This window comes from Fluviicola sp. (assembly GCF_029266855.1).
Taxonomy (GTDB): domain Bacteria; phylum Bacteroidota; class Bacteroidia; order Flavobacteriales_D; family Crocinitomicaceae; genus Fluviicola.
On sequence record NZ_JAQSWB010000004.1, the window covers coordinates 287,139 to 310,310 of the forward strand.

Annotated in this window: 19 protein-coding genes; 6 read left to right on the forward strand and 13 right to left on the reverse strand. The window is 41.9% G+C overall.

The features are described from left to right. Positions 1–47: 47 nt before the first annotated feature. Both K0S23_RS11495 and K0S23_RS11500 read left to right on the forward strand, forming a co-directional pair. Positions 48–290 carry a 2-C-methyl-D-erythritol 4-phosphate cytidylyltransferase gene (locus K0S23_RS11495; RefSeq protein WP_300357361.1) on the forward strand — a complete coding sequence of 81 codons (243 nt, stop codon included), beginning with the start codon at positions 48–50 and terminating at the stop codon, positions 288–290. 448 nt (positions 291–738) lie between these two features. After that, a complete protein-coding gene (locus tag K0S23_RS11500; RefSeq protein WP_300357363.1) occupies positions 739–4,461 on the forward strand; it encodes a choice-of-anchor I family protein in 3,723 nt (1,240 codons plus the stop codon). 137 nt (positions 4,462–4,598) lie between these two features. Here K0S23_RS11500 and K0S23_RS11505 read toward each other — a convergent pair whose 3' ends face one another. The 4 genes from K0S23_RS11505 to K0S23_RS11520 form a co-directional block, all read right to left on the reverse strand. Further along, positions 4,599–5,504, reverse strand: coding sequence for a cation diffusion facilitator family transporter (locus tag K0S23_RS11505; protein ID WP_300357365.1), 906 nt, complete (start codon positions 5,502–5,504; stop codon positions 4,599–4,601). A 99-nt stretch (positions 5,505–5,603) separates the two neighbouring features. Beyond that, positions 5,604–6,686 (reverse strand): acyl-CoA desaturase, encoded by a 1,083-nt coding sequence (locus K0S23_RS11510; RefSeq protein ID WP_300357367.1) that lies wholly within the window; start codon positions 6,684–6,686, stop codon positions 5,604–5,606. 129 nt (positions 6,687–6,815) lie between these two features. Further along, a complete protein-coding gene (gene pth / locus K0S23_RS11515; protein WP_300357369.1) occupies positions 6,816–7,379 on the reverse strand; it encodes an aminoacyl-tRNA hydrolase in 564 nt (187 codons plus the stop codon). A gap of 26 nt (positions 7,380–7,405) precedes the next feature. Next, complete coding sequence (locus K0S23_RS11520) at positions 7,406–8,365, reverse strand: hypothetical protein (protein ID WP_300357371.1); 960 nt, start codon at positions 8,363–8,365, stop codon at positions 7,406–7,408. 419 nt (positions 8,366–8,784) lie between these two features. On the opposite strand from K0S23_RS11520, the gene kdsB reads away from it, so the two are divergent. Both kdsB and K0S23_RS11530 read left to right on the forward strand, forming a co-directional pair. Further along, positions 8,785–9,519: a 3-deoxy-manno-octulosonate cytidylyltransferase gene (kdsB, locus tag K0S23_RS11525; protein WP_300357373.1), complete on the forward strand. Its 735-nt coding sequence runs from the start codon at positions 8,785–8,787 to the stop codon at positions 9,517–9,519. 26 nt (positions 9,520–9,545) lie between these two features. Then, the gene (locus K0S23_RS11530; RefSeq protein WP_300357375.1) at positions 9,546–11,429 is read left to right on the forward strand and encodes a hypothetical protein; all 1,884 of its coding nucleotides are present in this window, start codon (positions 9,546–9,548) and stop codon (positions 11,427–11,429) included. Positions 11,430–11,764: 335 nt separating this feature from the next. On the opposite strand, the gene K0S23_RS11535 is transcribed toward K0S23_RS11530, so the two are convergent. The 9 genes from K0S23_RS11535 to K0S23_RS11575 form a co-directional block, all read right to left on the reverse strand. Beyond that, complete coding sequence (locus K0S23_RS11535; RefSeq protein WP_300357377.1) at positions 11,765–12,478, reverse strand: signal peptidase II; 714 nt, start codon at positions 12,476–12,478, stop codon at positions 11,765–11,767. A gap of 1 nt (position 12,479) precedes the next feature. Then, a complete protein-coding gene (locus tag K0S23_RS11540) occupies positions 12,480–12,860 on the reverse strand; it encodes a TraR/DksA C4-type zinc finger protein (RefSeq protein ID WP_300357380.1) in 381 nt (126 codons plus the stop codon). 184 nt (positions 12,861–13,044) lie between these two features. Then, entirely contained in the window at positions 13,045–13,464 is a 420-nt protein-coding gene (locus K0S23_RS11545; protein WP_300357383.1) for a hypothetical protein, read from the reverse strand. Between the two features lie 6 nt (positions 13,465–13,470). Next, the gene (rsmA, locus tag K0S23_RS11550) at positions 13,471–14,259 is read right to left on the reverse strand and encodes a 16S rRNA (adenine(1518)-N(6)/adenine(1519)-N(6))-dimethyltransferase RsmA (RefSeq protein WP_300357385.1); all 789 of its coding nucleotides are present in this window, start codon (positions 14,257–14,259) and stop codon (positions 13,471–13,473) included. Then, a complete protein-coding gene (locus K0S23_RS11555) occupies positions 14,249–14,575 on the reverse strand; it encodes a DUF4286 family protein (RefSeq protein ID WP_300357388.1) in 327 nt (108 codons plus the stop codon). Before K0S23_RS11555 ends, rsmA begins: the two co-directional genes overlap by 11 nt. Positions 14,576–14,654: 79 nt before the next feature. Then, complete coding sequence (locus K0S23_RS11560) at positions 14,655–17,618, reverse strand: MopE-related protein (RefSeq protein ID WP_300357391.1); 2,964 nt, start codon at positions 17,616–17,618, stop codon at positions 14,655–14,657. Positions 17,619–17,776: 158 nt separating this feature from the next. Continuing rightward, positions 17,777–18,364 carry a riboflavin synthase gene (locus K0S23_RS11565; protein ID WP_300357393.1) on the reverse strand — a complete coding sequence of 196 codons (588 nt, stop codon included), beginning with the start codon at positions 18,362–18,364 and terminating at the stop codon, positions 17,777–17,779. 33 nt (positions 18,365–18,397) lie between these two features. Beyond that, entirely contained in the window at positions 18,398–19,849 is a 1,452-nt protein-coding gene (locus K0S23_RS11570; RefSeq protein ID WP_300357395.1) for an O-antigen ligase family protein, read from the reverse strand. 29 nt (positions 19,850–19,878) lie between these two features. Then, positions 19,879–20,874: a Wzz/FepE/Etk N-terminal domain-containing protein gene (locus tag K0S23_RS11575; RefSeq protein ID WP_300357397.1), complete on the reverse strand. Its 996-nt coding sequence runs from the start codon at positions 20,872–20,874 to the stop codon at positions 19,879–19,881. Positions 20,875–21,345: 471 nt separating this feature from the next. Between K0S23_RS11575 and K0S23_RS11580 the strand changes: the two genes are divergently transcribed. Continuing rightward, the gene (locus K0S23_RS11580; protein ID WP_300357399.1) at positions 21,346–22,218 is read left to right on the forward strand and encodes a bestrophin family protein; all 873 of its coding nucleotides are present in this window, start codon (positions 21,346–21,348) and stop codon (positions 22,216–22,218) included. A gap of 130 nt (positions 22,219–22,348) precedes the next feature. Next, on the forward strand, positions 22,349–23,137 hold the full coding sequence (locus tag K0S23_RS11585; RefSeq protein WP_300357401.1) for a T9SS type A sorting domain-containing protein: 789 nt from the start codon (positions 22,349–22,351) through the stop codon (positions 23,135–23,137). The last annotated feature ends 35 nt before the right edge of the window (positions 23,138–23,172 follow it).

The following is a 23,172-nucleotide window of genomic DNA, read 5'->3' on the forward strand; positions in this document are numbered from 1 at the left end:
AAAAGAGTGGATTGCGCTGAAGCTCCATCCAAACGGCAAGCGCTTTTTTGCTAAACTACGACTCAGAATTTTTCTTCACGCTCACTTCCTGGAATGAGACCCAGATCTGTCTTCGACTGAAGAGAATTTTTCTTCGTAGCTATGTACCCACATTTACAGATGATGCAAGTGTAGCAGAAGCGATCGGTGCACGGGTACATCTTATACCGGGAAATGACGAAAACATTAAGATCACTAATCCGCTGGATTTAAGTGTTGCGGCGATCATTTTGAAAACTTGGAGTTATTAATTTCCACTTTTTCAATCGCAAAAAAGTGGAGCAAAATGCTTGTCTCATTCGAAGCCGTTCACTAAAAAATTCTTTGTTCTTGTTTAGCAACAAAAAGGGTGGATTGCGCTAAAGCTCCATCCAAACGACGAGCGCTTTTTTGCTAAACTACGACTCAGAATTTTTCTTCACGTTCACTTCCCGGAATGAGACCGGGATCTGTCTTCGACTGAAGAGAATTTTTCTTCGCAGCTAAAGTGAATCAGCTTACCTGTATCAAAAAACGGTCCTTATCCTGTATTAAAAAATAATAATGCCAATTTGAAAAGGATGTTTTCTACCGGCCTGTTTTCTTCATTCAATCTTTAATTGGGTTACAATTCCACAACTTAATCTTACCAAAAAAGTCATTCAACTCCTGACTTCTGATTACATGCTGAACGGAACTTTGTCGAAAGTTTATACAGCAATGAAAAAAACATTACTCTTAATCGGGACGGTTTTGATGAGCATGACAAGTTTAGCTCAGAACCCGGGACTCGTAATCTCAGAAATTTTACCAAATCCCTCAGGAACTGATTCTCCCTTTGAATGGATCGAATTAGTTGCTACGAGCAATATCAATTTTGCTGCAACACCTTATACTGTTGTTTGTAATAACTCAGCAGCGACCATGAATGGCTGGATCGAAGGCGGAGCAGTTACTTATGCTTTTCAAATTAATACAGGAAGTGTAAACCGAGGAGACGTTGTCTATGTAGGCGGAAGCTCCATGGCACCAACAGGAAGTAAGATCCGCGTAATCAATACGGCAACAACCGGTGGCGACGGGTTCGGCACAGCAGCTTCCGGCGGAGTGGTAGGAAATGGCGGATCCAATGGAGACGGAATAGCAGTTTTTAATTTACCCGCAGCCTCCCTGACAAATTCAACTGTCCCTGTAGATGCTTTATTCTATGGAACAGCACTTGGAACAGCCGTTCTAAATGCAGGTGCCGATGGTTACCAACTACCAGTCAACGATCTTTACAGCGGAGGAAAACTTCAAACTACTTCCTTTTTTGCAGGTGACCCGGGAGGTGATCAGTCTATTCGCGCAGTCGGGTCGTACAATACCCAAACCGAACTTTGGACAAGCAGTCGCAGCTGGACACTTGTAACACCAACTTTAGACAATCTTTCCTCCGTAAGCTTACTTCCTCCTCCGGGAACATTTACATTTTCAGCTCTTACTCAAAACTTTGCAGAGAATGCGGGAACGGTTACGGTCGGAATCAATGTTGCAACTCCAAATAGTTATCCTGCAAGGGTTATTCTGAGTTATTCCGTGTATACGGATGCTTTGGAAAATACGGATTTCACATTGGCAGAAGACACGGTGATTATTCCGGGAAGTTTTTCCGGGGTACAGAATGTCAATCTTACTATTATTGATGATGCACTTGCAGAAAGAACCGAAAAGGCAATTCTTAAAATCAGGTCATTGGAAAATGCTGCAATCGGAACGAATTCATTCCAGATCGTATACATCAAAGACAATGATTACCAGGCGCCAATACCCAACAACGAATTAAAACTCAACCTGCTTTCAAGTTTCTCCAATGGAACAGAAGGAAGTAACTCTGCAGAAATTGTTGCCTTTGATCCCACAACAGATAAATTATACATTGCCAATTCCATAGGTGCAAAAATGGATATCGTAGACCTTTCGAATCCTTCAGCTCCTGCTTTGCTCAATTCTATTTCAATGACACCTTATGGAAATATCAATTCATTGACTGTTCATAATGGCGTAGTAGCCTGTGCGATGGAAAATTCCAATCCGCAGGCAAATGGCACCATTGTTTTCCTAGATGAAAACGGAACACTGATCTCACAGGTTCCTGTGGGAGCGATGCCCGATATGATCACATTCAACAACGATCACACCAAAATTTTAGTGGCCTGTGAAGGTGAGCCTAAATCAGATTATTCTATTGACCCGGAAGGTTCGGTTGGAATTATTGATATTACGGGCGGATATGCTTCCCTGAGTGCTTCCAACGTAACACTGGTGAATTTCCAGTCATTCAACGGACAAGAAGCTGCTTTACGTTCCCAGGGGATTCGCATTTTCGGACCCGGAAGTTCTGCAGCCCAGGATTTCGAACCGGAATACATTACCCTTTCCGAAGACAATTCAACAGCTTATGTTTCTTTACAGGAGAACAATGCAATGGCAGTCATCGATATAGCTTCCGGAACAGTCAGTGCAGTTCGTCCATTGGGAACCATGAACTATGCAAACGGGAACAGCGGTTTGGATGCTTCGGATCAAACTGCCGGTGTCTTCATTGGTTCAGCACCGATCAAAGGTTTATTCATGCCGGATGCACTCGCACATGCTTCTATCGGCGGAGCAGAATACATTTTCTCAGCAAACGAAGGAGATGCACGCGAATATACGGCAATCACGGAAGTAGCCCGCTTATCTGCTACCTCACTGGATGCTTCCATTCCGGATCTAAACATTTTAAAACACAACCAATTCCTTGGCCGGATCAACGTAAGTAACGCAAGCGGTGACACGGATGCAGACGGAGATATTGATGATATCCACGTTTTCGGAACACGTTCATTCTCCATTTGGAATGCACAAACAGGGGCATTGGTTTTCGATTCAAAAGATCTAATCGAGCAAATCACTGCGAACCACCCGACACTTAGCGGTTTATTCAATGCAAGCAACAGTTCCGGGTCACCAACAGCAAAAAACCGTTCGGATGATAAAGGTCCGGAGCCGGAAGGAGTGGCTACAGCATTCATCAACGGGAATCACTATCTATTCGTTTCCCTGGAACGTGTTGGCGGAGTCATGCTATTTAATGTGGATGTTCCAAGCGCCCCGGTTTATGTCGGGTACTACAATAACCGTTCTCTTGCTTCCAACGGTCCGGATCGCGGTGCCGAAGGGATTATCATTATTAAAAAAGAAGATTCCCCGACCGGAAATGATATCGTGATTTTGGCAAATGAGATCAGTTCGACACTTTCCATTTTTGATGTAAACACCTGTGTGGGTCTTTCCGGAGCTGTTATTTCAGTTCCTGCCGATTCTATCTGTGCGGGTGACGAGCTTATTTTAACGATCCCGGGAGATGCTCAAAGTAGTGTTCAATGGCTGAAAGATGACCAGATCATTAGCGGGGAAACAGGAAACTCCCTGGAAATTACCGAGGCAGGAAACTACCGTGTCTACGTTTCAAATACCACTCACGCCTGTACGGATACGACTACCGCTGAATTGATTGAAATACTGGATTTACCCCTTATTGCTGCGGGATCCGATATAACAATTTGCAGCGGTGACACAGTGAACCTCATGGCTGCTTCCACCGAAACAATTACCTGGAACAACAGTGTGCAGAACGGAGTAGATTTCTTTCCAAGCACGAGTTCAGAATACATTGCAACAGCTACAGACCTCTACGGATGTGAGAATTCAGATACGGTAAGCGTCACGGTAAATTTACTTCCAGTGATTGATGCAGGTTCGAACCAAACAGTTTGTGCCGGAACCGCAATTACTTTAACTGCAAGCGGAGCACCAGATCTGGTTTGGAATAACGGGATTCTAAACGGAATTCCATTCAACGCAACGACTGCAGGTTCTTACATCGTTACCGGAACAGACACAAACGGGTGTGTGGATTCAGATACACTTACCTTAGCATTACTCGCTGTGCCTTCGATCAATTTAGGTGCTGATATGACCGTATGTTCCAATCATTTCCCCGTTAATTTGAACGGACCCGGAGGATATCCGACTTATAACTGGAGTAATGGTGCAACAAGCCAAAACACTACCGGATCACAAGCCGGAGCTTATGTGTTAACAGTCACGAATAACAATGGCTGCCAGGATAAAGACACGGTTTTAATCCTTTCGGATCCGTGTCTGGAGTTAGCTGAGAATAGTATTTTCGAATATTCGATGCATCCGAATCCGGCTTCCAATAGTGTTAGTGTAAAAACGAACGTGGAAAGATCAGAAGCACTTGTTTACGGATCAAATGGTCAGGTGTTATTCACACAGCAAAATTCAAGCAGTTCATTTACTTTGGATGTAAGGGATTTAGCTGACGGGATTTACTGGCTGAAGGTAGTTTCAAGCGAAGGGACTGTTACGAAGCAATTGCTGATAAAGAAATAAAATACCTACATACACGCTACAAGCCCTGATGTTCGCTCCCGCGAGGTCAGGGTTTTTTGATATTTCCCATTTATCCTCTGACAGAGTCTAGCACTCGTCAGTCCAGTAGCACGGACGTCTGATCTCCGCAGGGGGAATTAAGAAGAACAACTTCCATTCCTGCAATCTTCCCGCTCGGTTTCAAGTGTTACGTGCTGAATATTCTGATGTTCCAGCATGTGTCTTAATTCGTGCTTGATATGTGCTTCCTCTTTTTCCCGTACACCTTCTTCCAGGACCAAGTGGGCTGTCAAGGCATTTTCAGTAGAGCTTAAAGGCCAAATATGCACGTGATGAACTTCCTTCACTCCCTTTTCCCTTTGAATTAGGTCCACTATTTCTTCCAAACGAATAGCACTCGGAACCCCGTCCAGAGACAAGCGAAGACTTTCTTTCATCAGCTTCCAGGTACTGAACAATATGATCGCCGCAATGATCAGGCTGAAAACAGTGTCGAGCCAATACAGGCTGGTGTAATAGATCACTATTCCCCCGACAACCAATCCGGCTGAAACCAGTGCATCAGCCAATAAATGCAGGTAAGCGCTTTTTATATTGATGTCCTTTTCCTTATTGCGAAAAAAGAATAAAGCCGTGGAGAAATTAATCACGATCCCGATTCCTGCAACAATTGAAACTGTCAGGCCCGGGATTTCCTGGGGACGAAAAATACGGTCAATTGCTCCATAGAGGATTACAGCAATTGTAAGCAACAAGAGCATGGAATTGAATAAAGCGACCAAAATGGTAGTTTTCCGGTAGCCGTAGGTGTATTGGTTTGTGGGTTTGATCTTCATTAACCTGAAAGCCAGGAGGGAAAGTACCAAGGTTCCGACATCAGCCAAGTTGTGACCGGCATCCGATAAAACGGCAAGTGAATCGATTACGATCCCCACTGTGGCTTCAATGATCACGAACAGCAAATTGAGAATAATCCCGACTACAAAAGCCGTATTTACTTTTGTGAGCTTATCCGGATGATGATGTGCATGATCGTGTCCCATAGTTTCCGATATCTCATTAAAGATAGGGAATATATAAAAACAAAAACCCGGCATTTATAGCCGGGTTTTCAATATTCTTTTGGAATTCCTGTCGAGAACTTATGCTCTTCCCAGTTGTTTCAATAATCTTAAATGATTGAAGATCGCTCCCCAGAATGTTGTATGATAATTGTATTGAATCCCGTATTCCTGGGCTGTCTTTTTTACAATTTTCGAAATCTTCGGGTAATGGATATGTGAGATATCCGGGAACAAATGATGCTCAATCTGGTAATTCAATCCACCGACATACCATGTCAATAAAGGATTCCAATTTTCGAAATTTGCTGTTGTCATCATTTGATGTTTTGCCCAGGAAACGTCGTCATTTTTTTCGGCATACCCATCCTGAGTCATAAACTCTGTCTCAGGCATTACATGTGCCACCTGGAATACAAATGCCAGAATGATTCCGCAAACAAAATGCATTGCGGCAAATCCGATCAGTACCTGCCACCAGGTAACATCCATTACAAATAGCGGAATAGCGATAATGTAAACGTAGTACAAGAATTTTGAAACGATCAATTGAATCAATGCTTTTCGGAATGTGATGTTTTGAGCTTTCAACAAACCTTCTTTACTGTAACGGCTCAACTGCATGAAATCTTTGTTTGTCATCCATGATAAAGTCATTAAGCCGTAAAAGAACCAAGCATAATATACCTGGAAACGGTGAACTTTCTTACGAGGCATATTCGGTGAAAAACGAAGCCATCCGATTGAATCGATGTCTTCATCCATGTCGTGCACGTTCGTAAAACTGTGATGTAATACGTTGTGTTGAATCCGCCAGTTTAAGTTAAATCCTCCAAGCATCTCCATAGAGAAACTCATTATTTTATTCAGCCATTTATATTTCGAGAAGGCGCCATGATTCGCATCATGCATAATAGAAAGTCCGATTCCGGCCATTCCCACACCCATAACAATGGTCATGAAAAACATCAGCCAATGATTTTCAATTACGCCGAAAACCATGAAGAAATAAGGAAGTAAAAATAGGGAAAACATTAAGGGAACTTTAAGTAGCATGCGCCAATTACCGTAACGTTTCAGGTTGTTTTTTTTCAGATATTCATCTACTTGTTGGGAGAGTTTCTTTGTGAATTCATCACTCCTAGTGAGTCGTATGTATTGCATAGTTTCATTCTGCAAATGGTATTTATTTGCACACACAAATATATTGATAGTTTTAATTCAAAACAGCCAAAAAAGGCGAATTGCCAATATTTAACAGCCAAAAGAAGTTAACTCACTGATAACCAGTGCTTATTTGCCATTCCAATTTGTCATCGTTAATTGAATTCCTATAGTTGCAAAACTTTTCAAAAATTCAGTTGCCACGAGGATCCGTTCGCTCAATGTTTCACGTTCTTCCGGCCCCCATTCACCTAGTACATAATCAACCTGCTGTCCCTTGTGAAAGTCGGCACCAACTCCAAAGCGCAAGCGACAATATTCCGTAGTATTCAAAGTTGCCTGAATGTCTTTTAACCCGTTATGTCCGCCGTCGGAACCTTTGCCTTTCATACGCAGTTTTCCAAAGGGAAGTGCCAGATCGTCGGTCACCACTACCAAATTTTCCTTTGAGATTTTCTCTTGCTGCAGGTAATAATTTACTGCTTTCCCCGAAAGATTCATGTAGGTTGTAGGTTTCACCAAAACCAGGGTCCTGCCTTTGAATTTTACTTCCGCTACCTCGGCTGTCTTTTGCATGGAAAATGTTCCACCCAGCTCTTTAGCCAAAGCCTCGATCACCTTGAACCCGATATTATGGCGTGTTTCTTCGTATTTCGACCCCGGGTTTCCCAAACCGACAAATAGATATTTCATGTCACAAATATAAAAAGCACTTTCCGTTATTTGTACTGATAGGTTGCAGTCATCACTTTTTTGATTTTCTCGTCTTCGAATGTGATGCTAACCGTCCGACTAGTTTGAATGGATTCCATCCAGCCGCTGGACAGATACATTTGAAGTTTCTCCGTGTTTTCGAAGTCTATCTTCATATCATCAATCTTGAAATCCTTATTGTCCTTGGGTACGAAGAGCTCAAAAAAAGTCTTCATATATTTCTTTAGCTCTTCTTGATTCGGTTTGTATTTGATCGAGATTATTGCAAGATCCTTCGCTTTGTTTATAGACTGTAATAAGATCTTTCCCGTTCCATTGACAACAATATCCATCAGACAAGGAATCTGGACATCCACATCTGTCGGTTTATTCAAATTCAGTTCCATTCCGTAATTTCCGTGAATGGCCATTATATCTCCAAGGTAGAGTCCTTCTATGTTTTCCGGTTTGGCAAATTCGGCCAATAACGCATCCAGGAAAGCTGTGGACTTCTTTGCCTCTTCGGGACTCAATTTGGCTGTCAATTGCTTTTTGAACTCCTCGCACTTTGTTTTAAAGTTTTTCTGCAACACCGCTGTATTCAGGATTTTTTGAAAAGTACCAAACTCATCTGTTCGATAGCGTATTGCTGAAGTGGTTTGAAAAGAATTCATTATTTCCTTCAACTGCGGATCTACTCCTTCTACGGAAGCTTTCAGATATTTCATTTCTAAAATATAACTGTGCTCCGTACTGTCGACCACTGTTATTTCCAAATCGTAAGTATTCGAAGTTTGTTTCGTAGGTTGAGCTGCTCCGAACTTTGTTGTTGCATCGGAACTTGTGACATGATAACTTACCTTATCCCCTTTATTCCAGTATCCGATAGTAGTAATTTTCGAAGAAGAGACCAGATTTAGCTGCTCTTGGGCAAGAAGGTTCAATGTAAGTATCAGAGCGCTGATTAAGGAGATTACTTTTTTCATGCCGCAAAATTAGTGAAAATATCTGCCTCTATTCTCCAAGATTAAGGGGAAACGAAGTTTTAAACTTTGTCTTCTCTGCTTTTCGCGCTTAAAAATAAAAATGCCGGAATTTACAATGAACCGCAAAGACGCAAAGAACGCAGAGAGAATTAAAATGGACTGTCGCTTATCCCTCGATACTTTCGCACTAACGCTTACGCAGTAGCTTGTGCCATCGCTAAAGCTATTGGCGACATGCGATCAGCGTAGGCGCAACGTTTACCTGCGGTGCATACTTCGTAAGTGTCGTACTCAGTCTTTCCACCGCGGCGGACTAATCGCTTGTCCCTCGATACTTCCGCACTAATCCCGGATGTCCGGGATCGTATCTCAGTCTTTCCGCCGCGGCGGACTTTTTCTTATCTTTGAAAGAAAAAAACATGCGCATTCTCGGCATTATTCCCGCCCGTTATGGCTCTTCCCGCTTTCCTGGCAAACCACTTATTGATCTGAAAGGAAAAACAATGATCCAACGCGTAGTGGAGGGAGCAGCAAAGTCTTCCCTGCTTACAGATCTGATCGTTGCAACGGATGATCAGCGGATTGCAGATACCGTAAATCATTTCGGTGGAAAGGTGATGCTAACAGATTCCAAACATCCGACAGGAACAGACCGTTGTGCGGAAATTGTGAGGAGTCTTTCGGAACAATATGATGTCGTGATTAATATCCAGGGAGACGAACCTTTGGTTGATGCACGGCAGCTGGACCAATTATTACAGGCTTTCGCAGATCCGAAAGTACAAATTGCTACCCTTGCTTCCAGAAAGATTGGAATGGAAGACGTCATGAATCCCAACCGGATCAAAGTAGTAATTGACAAAGATCAACGCGCACTTTATTTTTCCCGCAGCCCGATTCCAAATTTCGCGAATGCAAAAGGAGAACCTCTTGAAATCTATCCTTTTTTGAGACACATCGGACTGTATGCATACCGTTCGGAAGTGTTGCTTCAACTAAGTGAGCTCGAGGAAACACAACTGGAGAAAATCGAATCGCTGGAACAACTGCGGTGGCTCTACAATGGGTATTCCATCCAGGTAGTAGAAACGGAAATTGAAACACCGAATATCGATACTCCGGAGGATGTCGATAAAGTATTGTCTTTACTCTAATAAACAACCCTTAAATCCTATCATTCATGAAATTGTTATTTCAATTATTCCCTTTTGTCCTTGCATTCGGCTCGTTCTCACAAAAAATGAATTATAATGTAGACCTGACCCGTTGTATCAAAGACCAGCTTTCCGTGACTTTAAACACCGCTTATAAAGGAGGAGACACCGCTGTTTTTAATTTTCCCATGACAGTGCCGGGAACCTATGCCGTTTTGGACTACGGCCGGTTTATTACTCAATTCAAAGCCTTTGATTCTGCCGGAAAAGCACTGAAAGTGAAGAAAAAAGGAAACAACTCCTTTTTGATCCTTCCCGGAAAGGATGTTGCAAAAATTCAATACCTGGTGGATGATTCCTGGGAGGAAAAGAATGGAAAGACTAAGATTTTCGAGCCTGCAGGAACAGGATTTGAAGCGGGTAAATACTTCTATATCAATAATGGCGGTCTTTTCGGATATTTTGGTTTAGAATGGAATAACGAATATGACCTTACATTCGCCAAGCCTAAAAACCTTACGGGTTCTACAACACTCATCCAAACAGACAAAACAGAGGACCGGGTCACTTTCCGGAGCAAAAATTATCACGATCTGATTGATAATCCCATTTTGTTTACATCTGAGAAAGAAGAAAACATCCGTGTTCAGGGAACAGATGTCATTATTGCATCCTACCACGAAGGAATAGATTCATCAGCCTATTATATCAAGCATAAAATTGATTCGGCCATGATCGCCATTGATCAGTTTGTGGGCGGTAAACTTCCAGTTGACAATTACGCATTTTTGAATTTCGTGAAAGATTACCGCGAATTGGAAGCGGTTTTCAGCGGTGAGAAAAAAATAGGTCTTTTCCAAAGAATTAAGCTTGCGAAATCACTTGGAGGCCAAGGCTTCGGTGCTTTGGAACACGGTCATTCTTCCTCTTATTTCCTGCCTGACTTTGGTCATCACAGTTACACTGATATGGTTTATGAAACGGGAATCCACGAGTTCATGCACATTTATTCCCCTCTGAGCTTGCACAGCCAATTTATCGGTGAATTCAACTATACCAAACCGGTCATGTCGAAACATTTGTGGCTGTATGAAGGAACCACGGAATATTTCTCTGTGATCGTTGCCATGCAGGGAGGATTGGCCACTGTAAAATCGACCATTGAAGACAAAATCAAGGGAAAAATAATGAATGCGGCCACGTACCCGGATAATATGCCATTCACTGTTATGAGCGCAAATGTATTTGACAAGCCCTATTCCGATCACTATTCACAGGTTTATGAGCGCGGAGCAATTATGGCAATGCTGCTGGATATTGAAATCATGCGCCTGACCAAGGGTTCCAAAACCCTGAAAACAGTCATCTTCGAATTGTGCAGCAAATACGGAAGCAATCGTTCCTTTAACGAAGAAACTTTTATTGATGAGTTTGTTTCAGCGGTTCACCCCGACCTAAAAGAATTCTTCACCAAATACGTAGAAGGAACAACACCCTTAGCGATCGAAGAAACCTTTAAGATCATTGGTATTGATTATGCGAAATCAAAAAAAGGCACAGTTCCCTCTTATTTCTTTACCGATAAGGATTCCGGAGTAACTGCAAATAATCGGGTCGTTAACAGAAAGATTGTTATTAAAAAGGCGGATGCAGGGAACGCATTCGGAGTAAAAGCAAAAGATATCATCGATTATGACGAACTCAAAAAGGTATATCGAAACGAAGATGGAAGTCTGATTCCGGAAGGGACCATGATTACCATTCACGTAGAACGAAAAGGAAAACAAGTCCCGTTAACATTCCCGGCGAAATTCAAAGAGGGAACGCTGAATAATACCATAGAGATCATCAAAGAAATGACTCCTGAACAGGAGAAGTTATTCAAATTGTGGTCGACAGGAAAGTCATAGATCGAGACAAAAAAAACCAGTCTGGGCGTAAAACTTCGGGATATGTATTATTCGCACCCAAACCATTTTTAATACAAGCTGTGTTATATTTTCCCACAAATGCACAAATGCCGGAGGCGCTTACCAGTCGCCTCTTTACCTAGTAAAACACTGATAATATGTGTTTACATGGTGCAAAAGCGAGTGCGGTGCACCTATGCTGAAGCTTTAACCGAGCTAAAATTTGTGAATTTGTGGTAGAAATTAAGTCTGGGTGTGATCCCAATAACTATCGGGAGTGATTAATTCCCAAAACTTTAAACCCTACTGGTTTACTAAAAACAAAAAACGGAAGATTACTCTTCCGTTTTTTTTGTTGTTTCTTCTGATGAAGTCGTTGGTGCCGAAGCTACTTTCTTATTGTTTTCTTTAGGGAAATATTTTCGCTGCCTGATAATGATCATGATCACTCCAATACTGATGGCGGCATCCGCTACGTTCCAGATTGCAGGGAAGATCTGATTGTCTCCGTTCTTGTCATACCATGGAACCCAGGATGGCCATTCCACATTGAACTGGAACATATCGACTACATTGCCTAATAAAAATCCGGTGTGGCGCGTTTCATATTTACCTACGATTCCGCAATCCGACCAGATTCCCGAACCTTCCAAATGATTAAATCCGATACACGGATCGTAATCAAAAATGAAATCGTAGAACATAGAGTCGATCAGATTTCCCGTTGCACCGGCAAATACCAAGCCGATTGCCAGCAGGAATTCTGTTTTTGCACCTCTGCGCCATTGTTTCAGGAAATAGTATGCAATTGCGCCACTCGCAAAAATCCGGAAGATACTCAGGCCAAGTTTGGCCCAGATACTTGCTCCGAAAGTGGTCCCGAAAGCCATTCCCTGGTTTTCGATGTATAGCAACCGAAACCATGAGCCAATGGCATTAACCGGCGGATCGTAATAATTAAAGGTGGTTTTAACCCAAATTTTAGTTATCTGATCAATAAGCAATATGCAGAATACCGCTATTAAAACGATATAGAGTTGTTTCTTCAACTTATTTGTTTTGCATGTTTTTAGCTTCGATGCTCAAAGTAGCATGAGGAACCAATTTCAAACGCTCTTTCTGGATCAGTTTACCGGTTACACGGCAAATTCCATACGTTTTATTTTCGATACGCATCAAGGCATTTTTCAGGTTTTCAATAAACTTCTCCTGGCGAGCTGCTAATTGAGCCACTTCTTCGCGAGATAACGTTTCTGATCCGTCCTCCATCATGTTGAAAGTCCTTCCCGTATCATCTGTTCCATGATTGTCGTTAGACAAGGATGCCTTCAACATATCGTAATCAACATTTGCTTCTTTCAACTTATCGTTGATCAACTGACGGAATTCTTCCAATTCACTATCTGAATATCTTGTTTTCTCTTGTGACATTGCAAAGTTATTTTTGAAATTCGCACAAAAATAATCGAATTTTCAGAGGAGGAAAGAGAAAAGGTTGAATGGTAACAATTACTTATTCACAGAAATGACGGACATACATCCTTTTTTGTTAGTAAACCCTTGAAAATACTGAGAAAACAAAGGAGCAAAAGGGAAATGTTAAAGAGATGTAATATTACTCTTCCTTGTGGTAATCAATCTGATTTAACATCCATTTTCCTTCGTACTGTAAAAAGCAAAGTACTGCCGCCGAATACTGCGGTTCGATTCCTTTATAGCAAACAAGCATGTATGTCTGACCTTCATCATCCATCATTTGCCAGGCATCGATCGATCGGATATCCTTTGTTTTCAGTTCGTTGCGCAAATCCTGGTTCAGGTATTTGTCCATCACCGGCCTGAATTGTTCTTTGGTGAATTTCTTATCTCCGACTTTCAAGGGAAAATGAATCTGAGTAAGAATTTTATCCTTGTTGAAGGAAACGATATTCGCGATATTATCTGCCCAGAATTTCTTTGCTTCCAGCGTATCCTTCAGCTGAGAAAAACTGCTGAATGACAGCATCATAAAAAGAATAAGAACGAGTTTGCCCATAGTAAATCAGATTTGAGCTTCTCTGTGCGACTCCACCCAATTGGTTAATTCAATGAACTCCTCCACGCCTAAACGCTCGGGTCTTAACTGGAGCATCGGATTCTCTTCATAAGTTTCGGGAAGCAATGCCTTAATTGAATTCCGGATGGTTTTACGTCGCTGATTGAAAGACATTTTCACTACCTGCTTGAATAATTTTTCATCACAGGGAAGTTTCTCTCTGCTATTCCTGGTACAGCGTATAACACCTGATTTAACTTTTGGCGGCGGATCGAAAACATGCTCGTCGACTGTGAAACAATACTCAATATCATAGTAAGCCTGTAATAAAACACTCAGAATTCCGTATGTTTTCGTTCCCGGTTTTTCTGCTACACGCTGTGCAACTTCTTTCTGGAACATGCCCATGATCTCGGGAATCGAATCTTTAAAATCAATGCATTTGAAGAGAATCTGGGAGGAAATATTGTAGGGAAAATTACCAACAACTGCAAAGGGTTTATCCCCTACAATGGTAGTCGGATCCATTTTCAGGAAATCTCCGAAAGTAATCTTTCCGTCTAATTGGGGATAATGTATTTTCAGGTATTCGATGGATTCTGCATCCACATCCATCACGTACAATTCGGTTTCTTTGTCCTGCAGCAAAAATTCTGTCAGAGCACCCATCCCGGGTCCAATTTCAATAGCGGTTTTCACTCCCTGATGGTGCTTAAACTGCTCGGCAATTTTTTTACAAATGCCTTTATCCTTCAGGAAATGTTGTCCTAAATGCTTTTTTGCTCTAACGTTCATGGGTGAAGTGTTGAATGACATTTAATGTGCTTCTGAAAGCCGCAAAACGTCCTTCGTACTTAGTTTTATGATCAACCTGCAAACGTGCGGCATGATTCTTTTGATAATCGTCCAAATGTTCCCGGCTATATGCGACATACGTCATGGCATACGTGCAGGCGCCTGCTTCCTCATCGTTCATTTTAGACATGCGGCTCTCCAAAAAACAACCGGTTGCCATTACTTCGGGAATGTGTACCGTCCGCATCCAATTCACCCAATCCTGTTCAATTGACGGATCGAGGCTTACTGTAACATTATAAATGATGTGTTCCATTGTTGCAAAGGTAGATATAAAAACGTAGAGGCGCGATTAATCGCGCCTCTACGTTTTTATGTTTTTTATGATCTTCTGATTAATTCTTAACCCAACGAACCAAAGCAGTTCCCGAAGCGGAAGTTAATCGGATGAAATATACTCCTGAAACCAATGAGCTTGTATTGAATTCCAATTCATTCGTGGATTGTTGTGAAGAAGTCAAAGCGATTTCTTTGCCATCGACGCTAACAAAATTTACCTGGAATCCATTCCATCCATTGTTCATATTCAAAACAACTGAAGTTGTTCCAGGATTCGGGTAGACACTCAACTGAGCCAGGATCGATTCTTCGATTCCTAGAACGCCATCCACTCCGTCACAATTTTCGTCAATTGCGTTTCCGGTATTATCTGTTGCACCAGGGAAGATTGCTGCATTTGTGTCATCACAATCATCATCGTTCATCACGTATCCAGCAGGCAGTATACAATCCGTTACTGTAGATCCTGCATCACCATAAGAATCGTTGTCCGCATCTTCATAATAAGTAAGCATGGCAAGTCCTTCGTCGATATCTCCGTCACAGTTGTTATCAAACCCGTCACATACTTCTGTTGCAGTAGGATTCACCTGATCATCCGAATCATCACAATCATCTGCATTTGTTACAGATCCCGCGATCGGAGCACATGAATTTGTTCCCGCATCAGTTGCATCACCAAAACCGTCACCGTCTGCATCCACATAATAGATTACAATACTTCCGATCTGATCGTCTGTATCGTCACAATCTGTATTGTCAGAAACATAATTTGCAGGTTGTGTACATGAAACCTGAGATGTTCCATTGTCACCCAATCCGTCGTTATCCGTATCTGCATACCAAACAGCACCCGGGAATTCTTCTTCATTCGTATCGTCACAATCCGTATTGTCAGTAACGTAACCTGCAGGAGCTGAACAATCCGTAACAGGAACAGCCGGATCACCGAATCCGTCATCGTCTGTATCGGCATAATAAGTTTGAGGTGTTAACGCGTTGATGTTACCAACAAGGCTCACGTCCTCATGTCGGTATGCACCAGTCGACGCTCCGGCACCGGTCATAAAGAAACGGAATTCAAGCGGGCCTGTTACTGCATCAAAAGCACTTGAAAGCGCAACTGTTTCGTTTACATAAGAAGCCGTAACAGCAAATGTCATAGTATAGATATCAGCTGCGAAGTCATCCAAACTTGAACGAACATGAATAGTTGCAAATCCGGTAGTTGCGCTCACACGATGCATAAATTTAAGCTGGTTCAAATCCAGTGCATAGCAATTTGCCGGAGTTACCGTAAATGAATAGTATTCCGATGTATCGACAGTTGAAGTTGTATTCCAATCCCCGGTATTCAGGTAATCTGTTCCCGTTACACACGTTACGTTGTTATAAGCGTAATTACTAAAAGTTGCATTTGCAGGTTGAGCTGTTGTAAGTCCCAATACCGGAGTAGCACAAGTGTTTCCAGTAAACTGGTACATTCCCAAGGTAGTTCCCATTGTATTCAAATCCGATCCGTTACAATCTTCATCAATTCCGTTATTTGGAATTTCAGTTGCTCCCGGATAAGCTGTATCGTTATTGTCGTTACAATCCGTGTTATCAGAAACGTAACCAACAGGCTGGGTACACACAGTCTGAGAAACTGCAGGATTACCATAGGTATCACCATCTAAATCCTGGTAGTAAGTTTGCGCAGCTCCAATTGCATTATTGGAATCATCACAATCCGTATTATTGGAAACGAAGTTTGTTGGCGCAGAACAAGCTACTTGTGAAACCGCGGGGTTCCCCAGGCCGTCACTATCAGCATCCGCATAATAAGTTGATCCGACCGTGATTGCATTATTCGTATCATCGCAATCATCATCATTTGTCACATAACCCGGGATCGGTGCGCAACCGGTTTGAGAAACAGCGGCATTTCCGAATCCATCCGTATCAAAATCCTGGTAGTAAGTAATAGAACCACTGATCGTCAGGTTGATTGTCAAAATGCTATCACATCCTGCCATATTCGGGATAGTATCCATATATGTTCCCGAAATCATGTATGTTTCGTCTCCTGAAGGAACCGTATAAGATCCGCAAGCAACCGGAGAAATGGTAGCTGTTGTATTGTTTTTAATTGTCAGGTTGATAGTGATAATACTGTCACAATTCGCTGCATTTGGAATAGTGTCCATGTATGTTCCGGAAGTAACATATGTTTCATCTCCAGAAGGAACTTCATAAGATTGACAGGCGGAAACGTTGATGGTATTGGTCGTGTTGCAAGAAACAGCACCGGAAGGAGTTACATCAGCCCATATTGAACTGGCACGAATTTCATCGATTTGTGTATTTCCGGTAGTTGCGGCCTGGCGAAGGTAAATTGAGCCAAAGCCAGAGAAAGCTGTTGCTCCTAAGGTAGAAGTCATCGTAGGAACAGGTTCAGTTGGTAAGCCTAAGGCCGGATTGATCCATAAACTGGCCTGAACAGGTGAAGTGGTTCTTTTCAATTTAACCACTACAAAAATTGGTGTTCCAACAGGCATGTTTGCTGTGAAAACCGGTGTTAAAGACGCAGCTCCGGAATTAACAAGCGCTAATTGATATGTTCCTGCGACTGACCCGGAACGAATTCTCAACTGGCCACCAAAAACGGTAACCGAAGCTCCGGCTGTTTGACCGAACCCAAAAAAATTGTCCCCCGTGTTGTTAGTGTTTGCTGCAAGCCCTGTGGTATTAGGAACATTTATAATCAATGAGTAATATGCTGAATCAGAAGTGATCGACAATGCTTTATTTACATCTTCACCATTTGCAGACACGTAATTTACTTTAAAACCAGCACTGGCAGCTAAACCGGAGTAAGTCAAAGAGCTTACGTTATCTGATTGGAACTGCCCGGCAGTTCCGCTATGTGAAACCCAACCATTGGCATTCAGTGCCCCGGTAAAGTTAAATTGATCCACTATTTGACTGAAAGAAACTGTGGCTAACAGTAAAATAGGTATTAGTAAAAGTCTTTTCATGTTTGAAATTTTTTCCAAAGGTAGGAAAAGAGGGAGCTATGTTCCTAAAGTTTTTCCCTGTCAAAACAGTAAAACTAAATTTTAGTACAGAAATTCAACGCTGATTTACAGCCATTTACAAAAACTAAATCGATTTAAATCCGGGTGTTATTAAATCATTAAGCTTTTTGCTGTTCCATTAAACGGGCAACGTATTTTCCGATAATGTCAAATTCCAAATTCACCTTCGTCCCCACTTTGAACGAATGGAAATTGGTGTGTTCCTGCGTATAAGGAATAATGCAAACTGAAAACAGTCCTTTTTCAGAGTCCACAACTGTTAAACTTACCCCGTTAACCGTGATGGAACCTTTGGCAACAGTGGGTTGGTCGAAATCATAACGGAAAGTATACTTCCAGCTTCCGTTCAGATCTTCGATGGAAACACAGGTAGCGGTAGTGTCCACATGTCCCTGTACGATGTGTCCGTCCAAGCGTGCGCCAAGAAGCATACAGCGTTCCAGGTTTACTTTTGAGCCAACTTCCAATTCACCCAGGTTGGTTTTATCCAGGGTTTCCTGAATAGCAGTCACCACATAGGAATCTCCATCGATCTTTACGACCGTCAAACAACAGCCGTTATGGGCTACACTTTGATCTATTTTTAATTCGTGAGTGATGGCAGATTCTACCGTAAAATGAACATTGCTTTGATCTTTTTCAATCGCACGAACCGTTCCGAGGGTTTCGATAATACCTGTAAACATATATCTGTTTTTATGAGCGATTTCTTTCCTTTGTCAATTAGCTTGTGAGCTGATTTTATCATCAGTTGCGCTGACTCTTACTTGGCGCTGCATATGATTCAGACGCGCTCTTAAGGCTATAAAGATAGCACACATTGCCCAAATGGGGACCGCTGCCTTATCTGTATCTAAAAAATTATTGAGAAAGCCGTGAATAAAATAGGTCGACAAAGAAACGATAAAGCCCATTAAGAGTGTCTTTATTTCACGGTCTTCAGCAGGCCAGTCATTGTAGAGCGTAATTCCTTCGTAAAAAATGGCAATTACAATTGCCAGCATACTCAACATTCCGATCCAACCCATTTCTGCCAGGGGTCCGAGGTATTCGCTGTGTGCATTCCCCATATTTCCGAAATTGGTGGAAATGATCGTCAGATTCTCAGGTCTCTGGAAACGCGCATATTCGAAAGAGTACATTCCCGGACCAAATCCGACCCACGGACGTTCCCTGAACATGTCGATAGCACAATTCCAGCGATTGATCCGCTCCAGGTTGGAGGCATCGGTAGTTACATTTGTTGCACTCTGCAGGCGCTCGCCGAACTCTTCGGTAGTATGTTCGTATTTGTTTCGTGCCAAATCCTGCTGGATCGAATCCCAGGAAGCCCAAATATATATTCCAACAATTAAGGTAATTCCGGCTATCCAGGAAAATTTGACCTTGAAACGGATCAGTAACCAGACAATTATTCCCAAAAACACGCTTAACCAGGCCGCACGCGTATAACTGAAATACAATCCCAACAAGGAAATGAACATAAAACCAATGAGTATAAACTGGAGTAAAGGAGTGTGTTTACGTGAAAAGTAGAAAGAGAAGATCAATGGTACAACCAAAGCGACGAGAGCTCCGTAAATCGTGTGATCCTTAAAGAACGGCCACATCACCCAATGACTTTCTTTTTCTCCGAAACGGTAAGATGCATGTACTAAGATGGTGTATGTAATCGCAATAACCATAGCGGAAATAAACAGCCAAAGGAACCACCGTATTTTTTTCGGCTCATAGAATATCGAGCTTCCATAAAAGAGAATCGGAATAATAAACCAAAGCCTGGCCAACAAAAATTTTAACGAAACGGCCATGTTCTCACTCGTAATAGAAGTGAAAAAAACCCATCCCAGGTAAAAGATCACAGTCCAAACAATTACTGAATTTCTCAGATAATTAGGGAAAACGTTATACTTTATATTCTGGATCAGGAGCAGGAGCATCGTGCCAAAAAGCAAGGGTTCGGTAGGGACAAATAACCCGAAACTATCCGTGTACTCTTCGATATTAATCGATAAAGGTGTTGCTGCAATGATAAAAAAGAAAGTGTATTCCGTATAAAACAGTGCAACGAAAAGAACAATCAGTGCATAAGGAATTAAGGGAATGTATTCGTTGTCGAACCAAAATCCGTATGCCAGAAGGCCGACAAAAGCCAGCCCTAAGGTCAACAATAAACTATTTTCCCGAAAAAAAGTCACGCTTATGCTAACTTGCGAAGTTCTTTAATCTTATCCTGAATCAATAAGGCAAAAACCATGAAAACAAAGGTTCCGAATGTAGCCAGTAACATAATGATCAACCGTTTCGGTTTGTCTTTCTTGTCTGCTTTCACTGCCCGTTCCACGATAAATTTATGATTGAACTGAGTGTTTGCATCCGACTCTGCCTGTTCGTATGACAAAGCGAAGTCTGCCAATTTCATGATCTTTTCATTTCGCACATATTCCAATCCGTCGAATACTGCTCCAAACTCCAGGTTGATATCGATACGTCTTTTAAAATCAGCTTTATCTGCCGGATTTTTAGCCTCTACATAAGCTTGAAATAAATTCGCCCGACCTTCCAAAGGAACAACTCCTAAAGCCGCCAAGGAATCCAGCTGATCTAAAACCGCTTCTTTATCAGCTTCCAGCTGCTCTTTTTTACGTTTATTGATCTCAAAAGCCGGAACCGTACGTTCCATGACCATTTCATTCTTAACGGTATCGATCAGATCCACAATTTTGTTTGCTATATCCGCTGCCAATTGGGCGTCTTTATCCAATACATCGATCTGGATCGAACCGTAACGCGTACGCACAAACAAGATGTGGCTGTTGTATTCTTTCACCAATTTGTAATGCTTATTCACATCATCGGGTTCAATTTCATAATGCTTCATCAAATCGAATTGCTGAACCACCTTATCGCGCACCTTGGATGACTGCAGGATCTGGATCAATTGTTCAGCCTGTTCTTCCTCACCGAAATCCATCGATGAAGCTTTTGCATTTCGTTGTTCAGAGAACGATACCGTACTGGTTGCAGCGGGGAATACAATTGCCGTAGAGCGGTACAGAGGCGTCATTAAGAAAGCTACAACGGTGGAAACCACCAAACCGGCAGAAGTAACAATGATTAATATTTTACGTTTAGCCCATAATGTTACGAATAGATTCATTCGCTGTTCCTGCATTACCTTGGTGCCTTCTTCCATATTCAGTTTTCAATTAAGAGTTGCAAATTTATCCCAAATTAGGCAATAGCCAAATTCTAATGCTTAATCGACGAAATTTCACTCGTCCGGGTTTATTGGTTCTGCCAGATTAACGTGTTTTTTCCATGAAAATTATCCCGCGATCAATTAAACAGTTTTTTCACTGTGTTTTATCACGAATGAAAACAACAGATCATTTTCCGCGAAGAACCGGTGCCTATCCCTCGATACTTCCGCACTGACGTTTACGCAGTAGCTTCAGCGTAGGTGCAACGTTTACCTGCGGTGCATACTTCGTAAGTGTCGTATCTCAGTCTTTCCGCCGCGGCGGACTGGCGCTTATCCCTCGATACTTCCGCACTAACGCTTACGCAGTAGCTTCAGCGTAGGCGCAACGTTTACCTGCGGTGCATACTTCGTAAGTGTCGTATCTCAGTCTTTCCGCCGCGGCGGACTTTCTCAATACAGAACATGATTACGTACAATCCTAAAAGCTGGCTCGCATTAATTTTTCACTTAACAAAAAGTGATACCCTAACTATCCTTTGGAAAGAATTGATATTTATCTTCCTCTTTACATTGGGGATCGCATTTTTTGAAATTCATTTCTTTGCGGATGCAATAGTTCTTGAAAAATTATTCGCTGTTTACTCCATCCTGGGCTTCGTTTTATCACTTCTTTTGGTTTTCCGGACCAATACCGCTTACGACCGTTGGTGGGAAGGCCGCAGAAAATGGGGTGAGCTGGTAAATGATTCACGGAATTTAGCCGTGAAACTCACTGCCCTGGGATTACCTGAAGCAGATGATGTGTATTTTGCAAGACACATCGGGAATTTTGCATTGTGTATTAAAGAACACTTGAGAAGCGGAACTAAATTTGAACTGTTAGATCTCACTGAAGAAGAAACCATTTTCTTAAAGAAGCTGGACCACATTCCTTCCGGGATCGTTGAGTTAATGTATAAGCGCCTGAATGATTTAAAAAAAGCAGGAATCATTTCGGAAGAAGATGTCCTTCGCCTGGATAGAAATCTCAATGGATTTTTAGATTGTGTCGGCGCATGTGAACGCATCAAAAATACCCCTATTCCGTATTCGTATTCCATGTTCTTTAAGAAGTTCATTTTTTCGTATGTTGTTACACTGCCTTTTGCCTTCGTAGTCAATTTTGGATATTATTCTTCCATCATTGCGACTTTTATCTTCTACGTACTGGTAAGTATTGAGATCCTGGCGGAAGAAATCGAAGATCCTTTCGGAACGGATGACAATGACCTTGCAACAGACGAAATGGCACAACGCATCCAGGGAATCGTCAAAATGATTTTGGATAAGGGATAAGCTCATGACTATCAGGAAATCTTTGAGTTGAAAAACTTTTTGATTCTTCGATGGTCCGTATGCAATTAGTTTTTTCAACCTTTCCTTCCTTTTACACGTTCTTTTTACCAAACCAGTTAAATCAATCACCATGAAGAAAACAATACTTTTTTTAATACTCTTATTTACTTTAAGTGCTAATGCACAATGGAAAACCATTTATGAAGGCGGATTCGGAACTTCTGTTGCCTTACGTTACGATTGTGGTTCCGGTTTTTTCTTTCATTCGGATGCCAGCCAAACGACTATAAACTTCAGTGTAAGCGATGATCAAAACCGGATCGGGATGCATGCCTACATGTCTCCTTTTTCAACCCAATCCGAACTTACGGCAGGCATTCACAAATACTTGCCTGAAATGGCACAATATGCCTCCCTTCGCGTATATCTGGATATGGATTTACCGGATTCTGTCGGCACTGTTCACTATTCCAAATTAATGGATACCACTTTTAAAGATCCGAATACCGGGGCGCCACAATGGACGGATTTCGAAACGGGTATTACCTCATCCGTGATCTACTTTACGAATTTTGAAGGTGCCAAAACGATTTATATCTATACGGATCTGAACATCAGTCCGGCATCAATTTATTACGACTACCTCCGTATTGAAGCAGACACTACTCAACTATTGAATTCACCAGGCAACACACAAGCAGATTTTGATATTTTCAGTTCCGGTAATGAACTTTATATTCAACCAAACCAGACTGATTCAGATTATGGTCTTCAGTTATTCGATTTATCAGGAACATGTGTTTATCAGGAACAGAAATCCGGACCGCAAAACCTTCCAATGAACTTTTCCGAGGGAATCTATCTTGTCGTTGTTACACAAAATGGTACGAGCTATCAGGCGAAGGTTTATGTAGAATGACCGGCATAAAACTGAAAAAAAAAGCACTATCTTTG

Coding starts and splice junctions, on each gene's coding strand:
- K0S23_RS11500 (WP_300357363.1), top strand. CDS start 739: ATGAAAAAAACATTACTCTTAATCGGGACGGTTTTGATGAGCATGACA.
- K0S23_RS11575 (WP_300357397.1), bottom strand. CDS start 20,874: ATGGAAGAAGGCACCAAGGTAATGCAGGAACAGCGAATGAATCTATTC.
- K0S23_RS11510 (WP_300357367.1), bottom strand. CDS start 6,686: ATGCAATACATACGACTCACTAGGAGTGATGAATTCACAAAGAAACTC.
- K0S23_RS11580 (WP_300357399.1), top strand. CDS start 21,346: ATGATTACGTACAATCCTAAAAGCTGGCTCGCATTAATTTTTCACTTA.
- K0S23_RS11545 (WP_300357383.1), bottom strand. CDS start 13,464: ATGGGCAAACTCGTTCTTATTCTTTTTATGATGCTGTCATTCAGCAGT.
- K0S23_RS11585 (WP_300357401.1), top strand. CDS start 22,349: ATGAAGAAAACAATACTTTTTTTAATACTCTTATTTACTTTAAGTGCT.
- K0S23_RS11560 (WP_300357391.1), bottom strand. CDS start 17,618: ATGAAAAGACTTTTACTAATACCTATTTTACTGTTAGCCACAGTTTCT.
- K0S23_RS11520 (WP_300357371.1), bottom strand. CDS start 8,365: ATGAAAAAAGTAATCTCCTTAATCAGCGCTCTGATACTTACATTGAAC.
- K0S23_RS11555 (WP_300357388.1), bottom strand. CDS start 14,575: ATGGAACACATCATTTATAATGTTACAGTAAGCCTCGATCCGTCAATT.
- pth (WP_300357369.1), bottom strand. CDS start 7,379: ATGAAATATCTATTTGTCGGTTTGGGAAACCCGGGGTCGAAATACGAA.
- K0S23_RS11505 (WP_300357365.1), bottom strand. CDS start 5,504: ATGGGACACGATCATGCACATCATCATCCGGATAAGCTCACAAAAGTA.
- K0S23_RS11565 (WP_300357393.1), bottom strand. CDS start 18,364: ATGTTTACAGGTATTATCGAAACCCTCGGAACGGTTCGTGCGATTGAA.
- kdsB (WP_300357373.1), top strand. CDS start 8,785: ATGCGCATTCTCGGCATTATTCCCGCCCGTTATGGCTCTTCCCGCTTT.
- rsmA (WP_300357385.1), bottom strand. CDS start 14,259: ATGAACGTTAGAGCAAAAAAGCATTTAGGACAACATTTCCTGAAGGAT.
- K0S23_RS11530 (WP_300357375.1), top strand. CDS start 9,546: ATGAAATTGTTATTTCAATTATTCCCTTTTGTCCTTGCATTCGGCTCG.
- K0S23_RS11540 (WP_300357380.1), bottom strand. CDS start 12,860: ATGTCACAAGAGAAAACAAGATATTCAGATAGTGAATTGGAAGAATTC.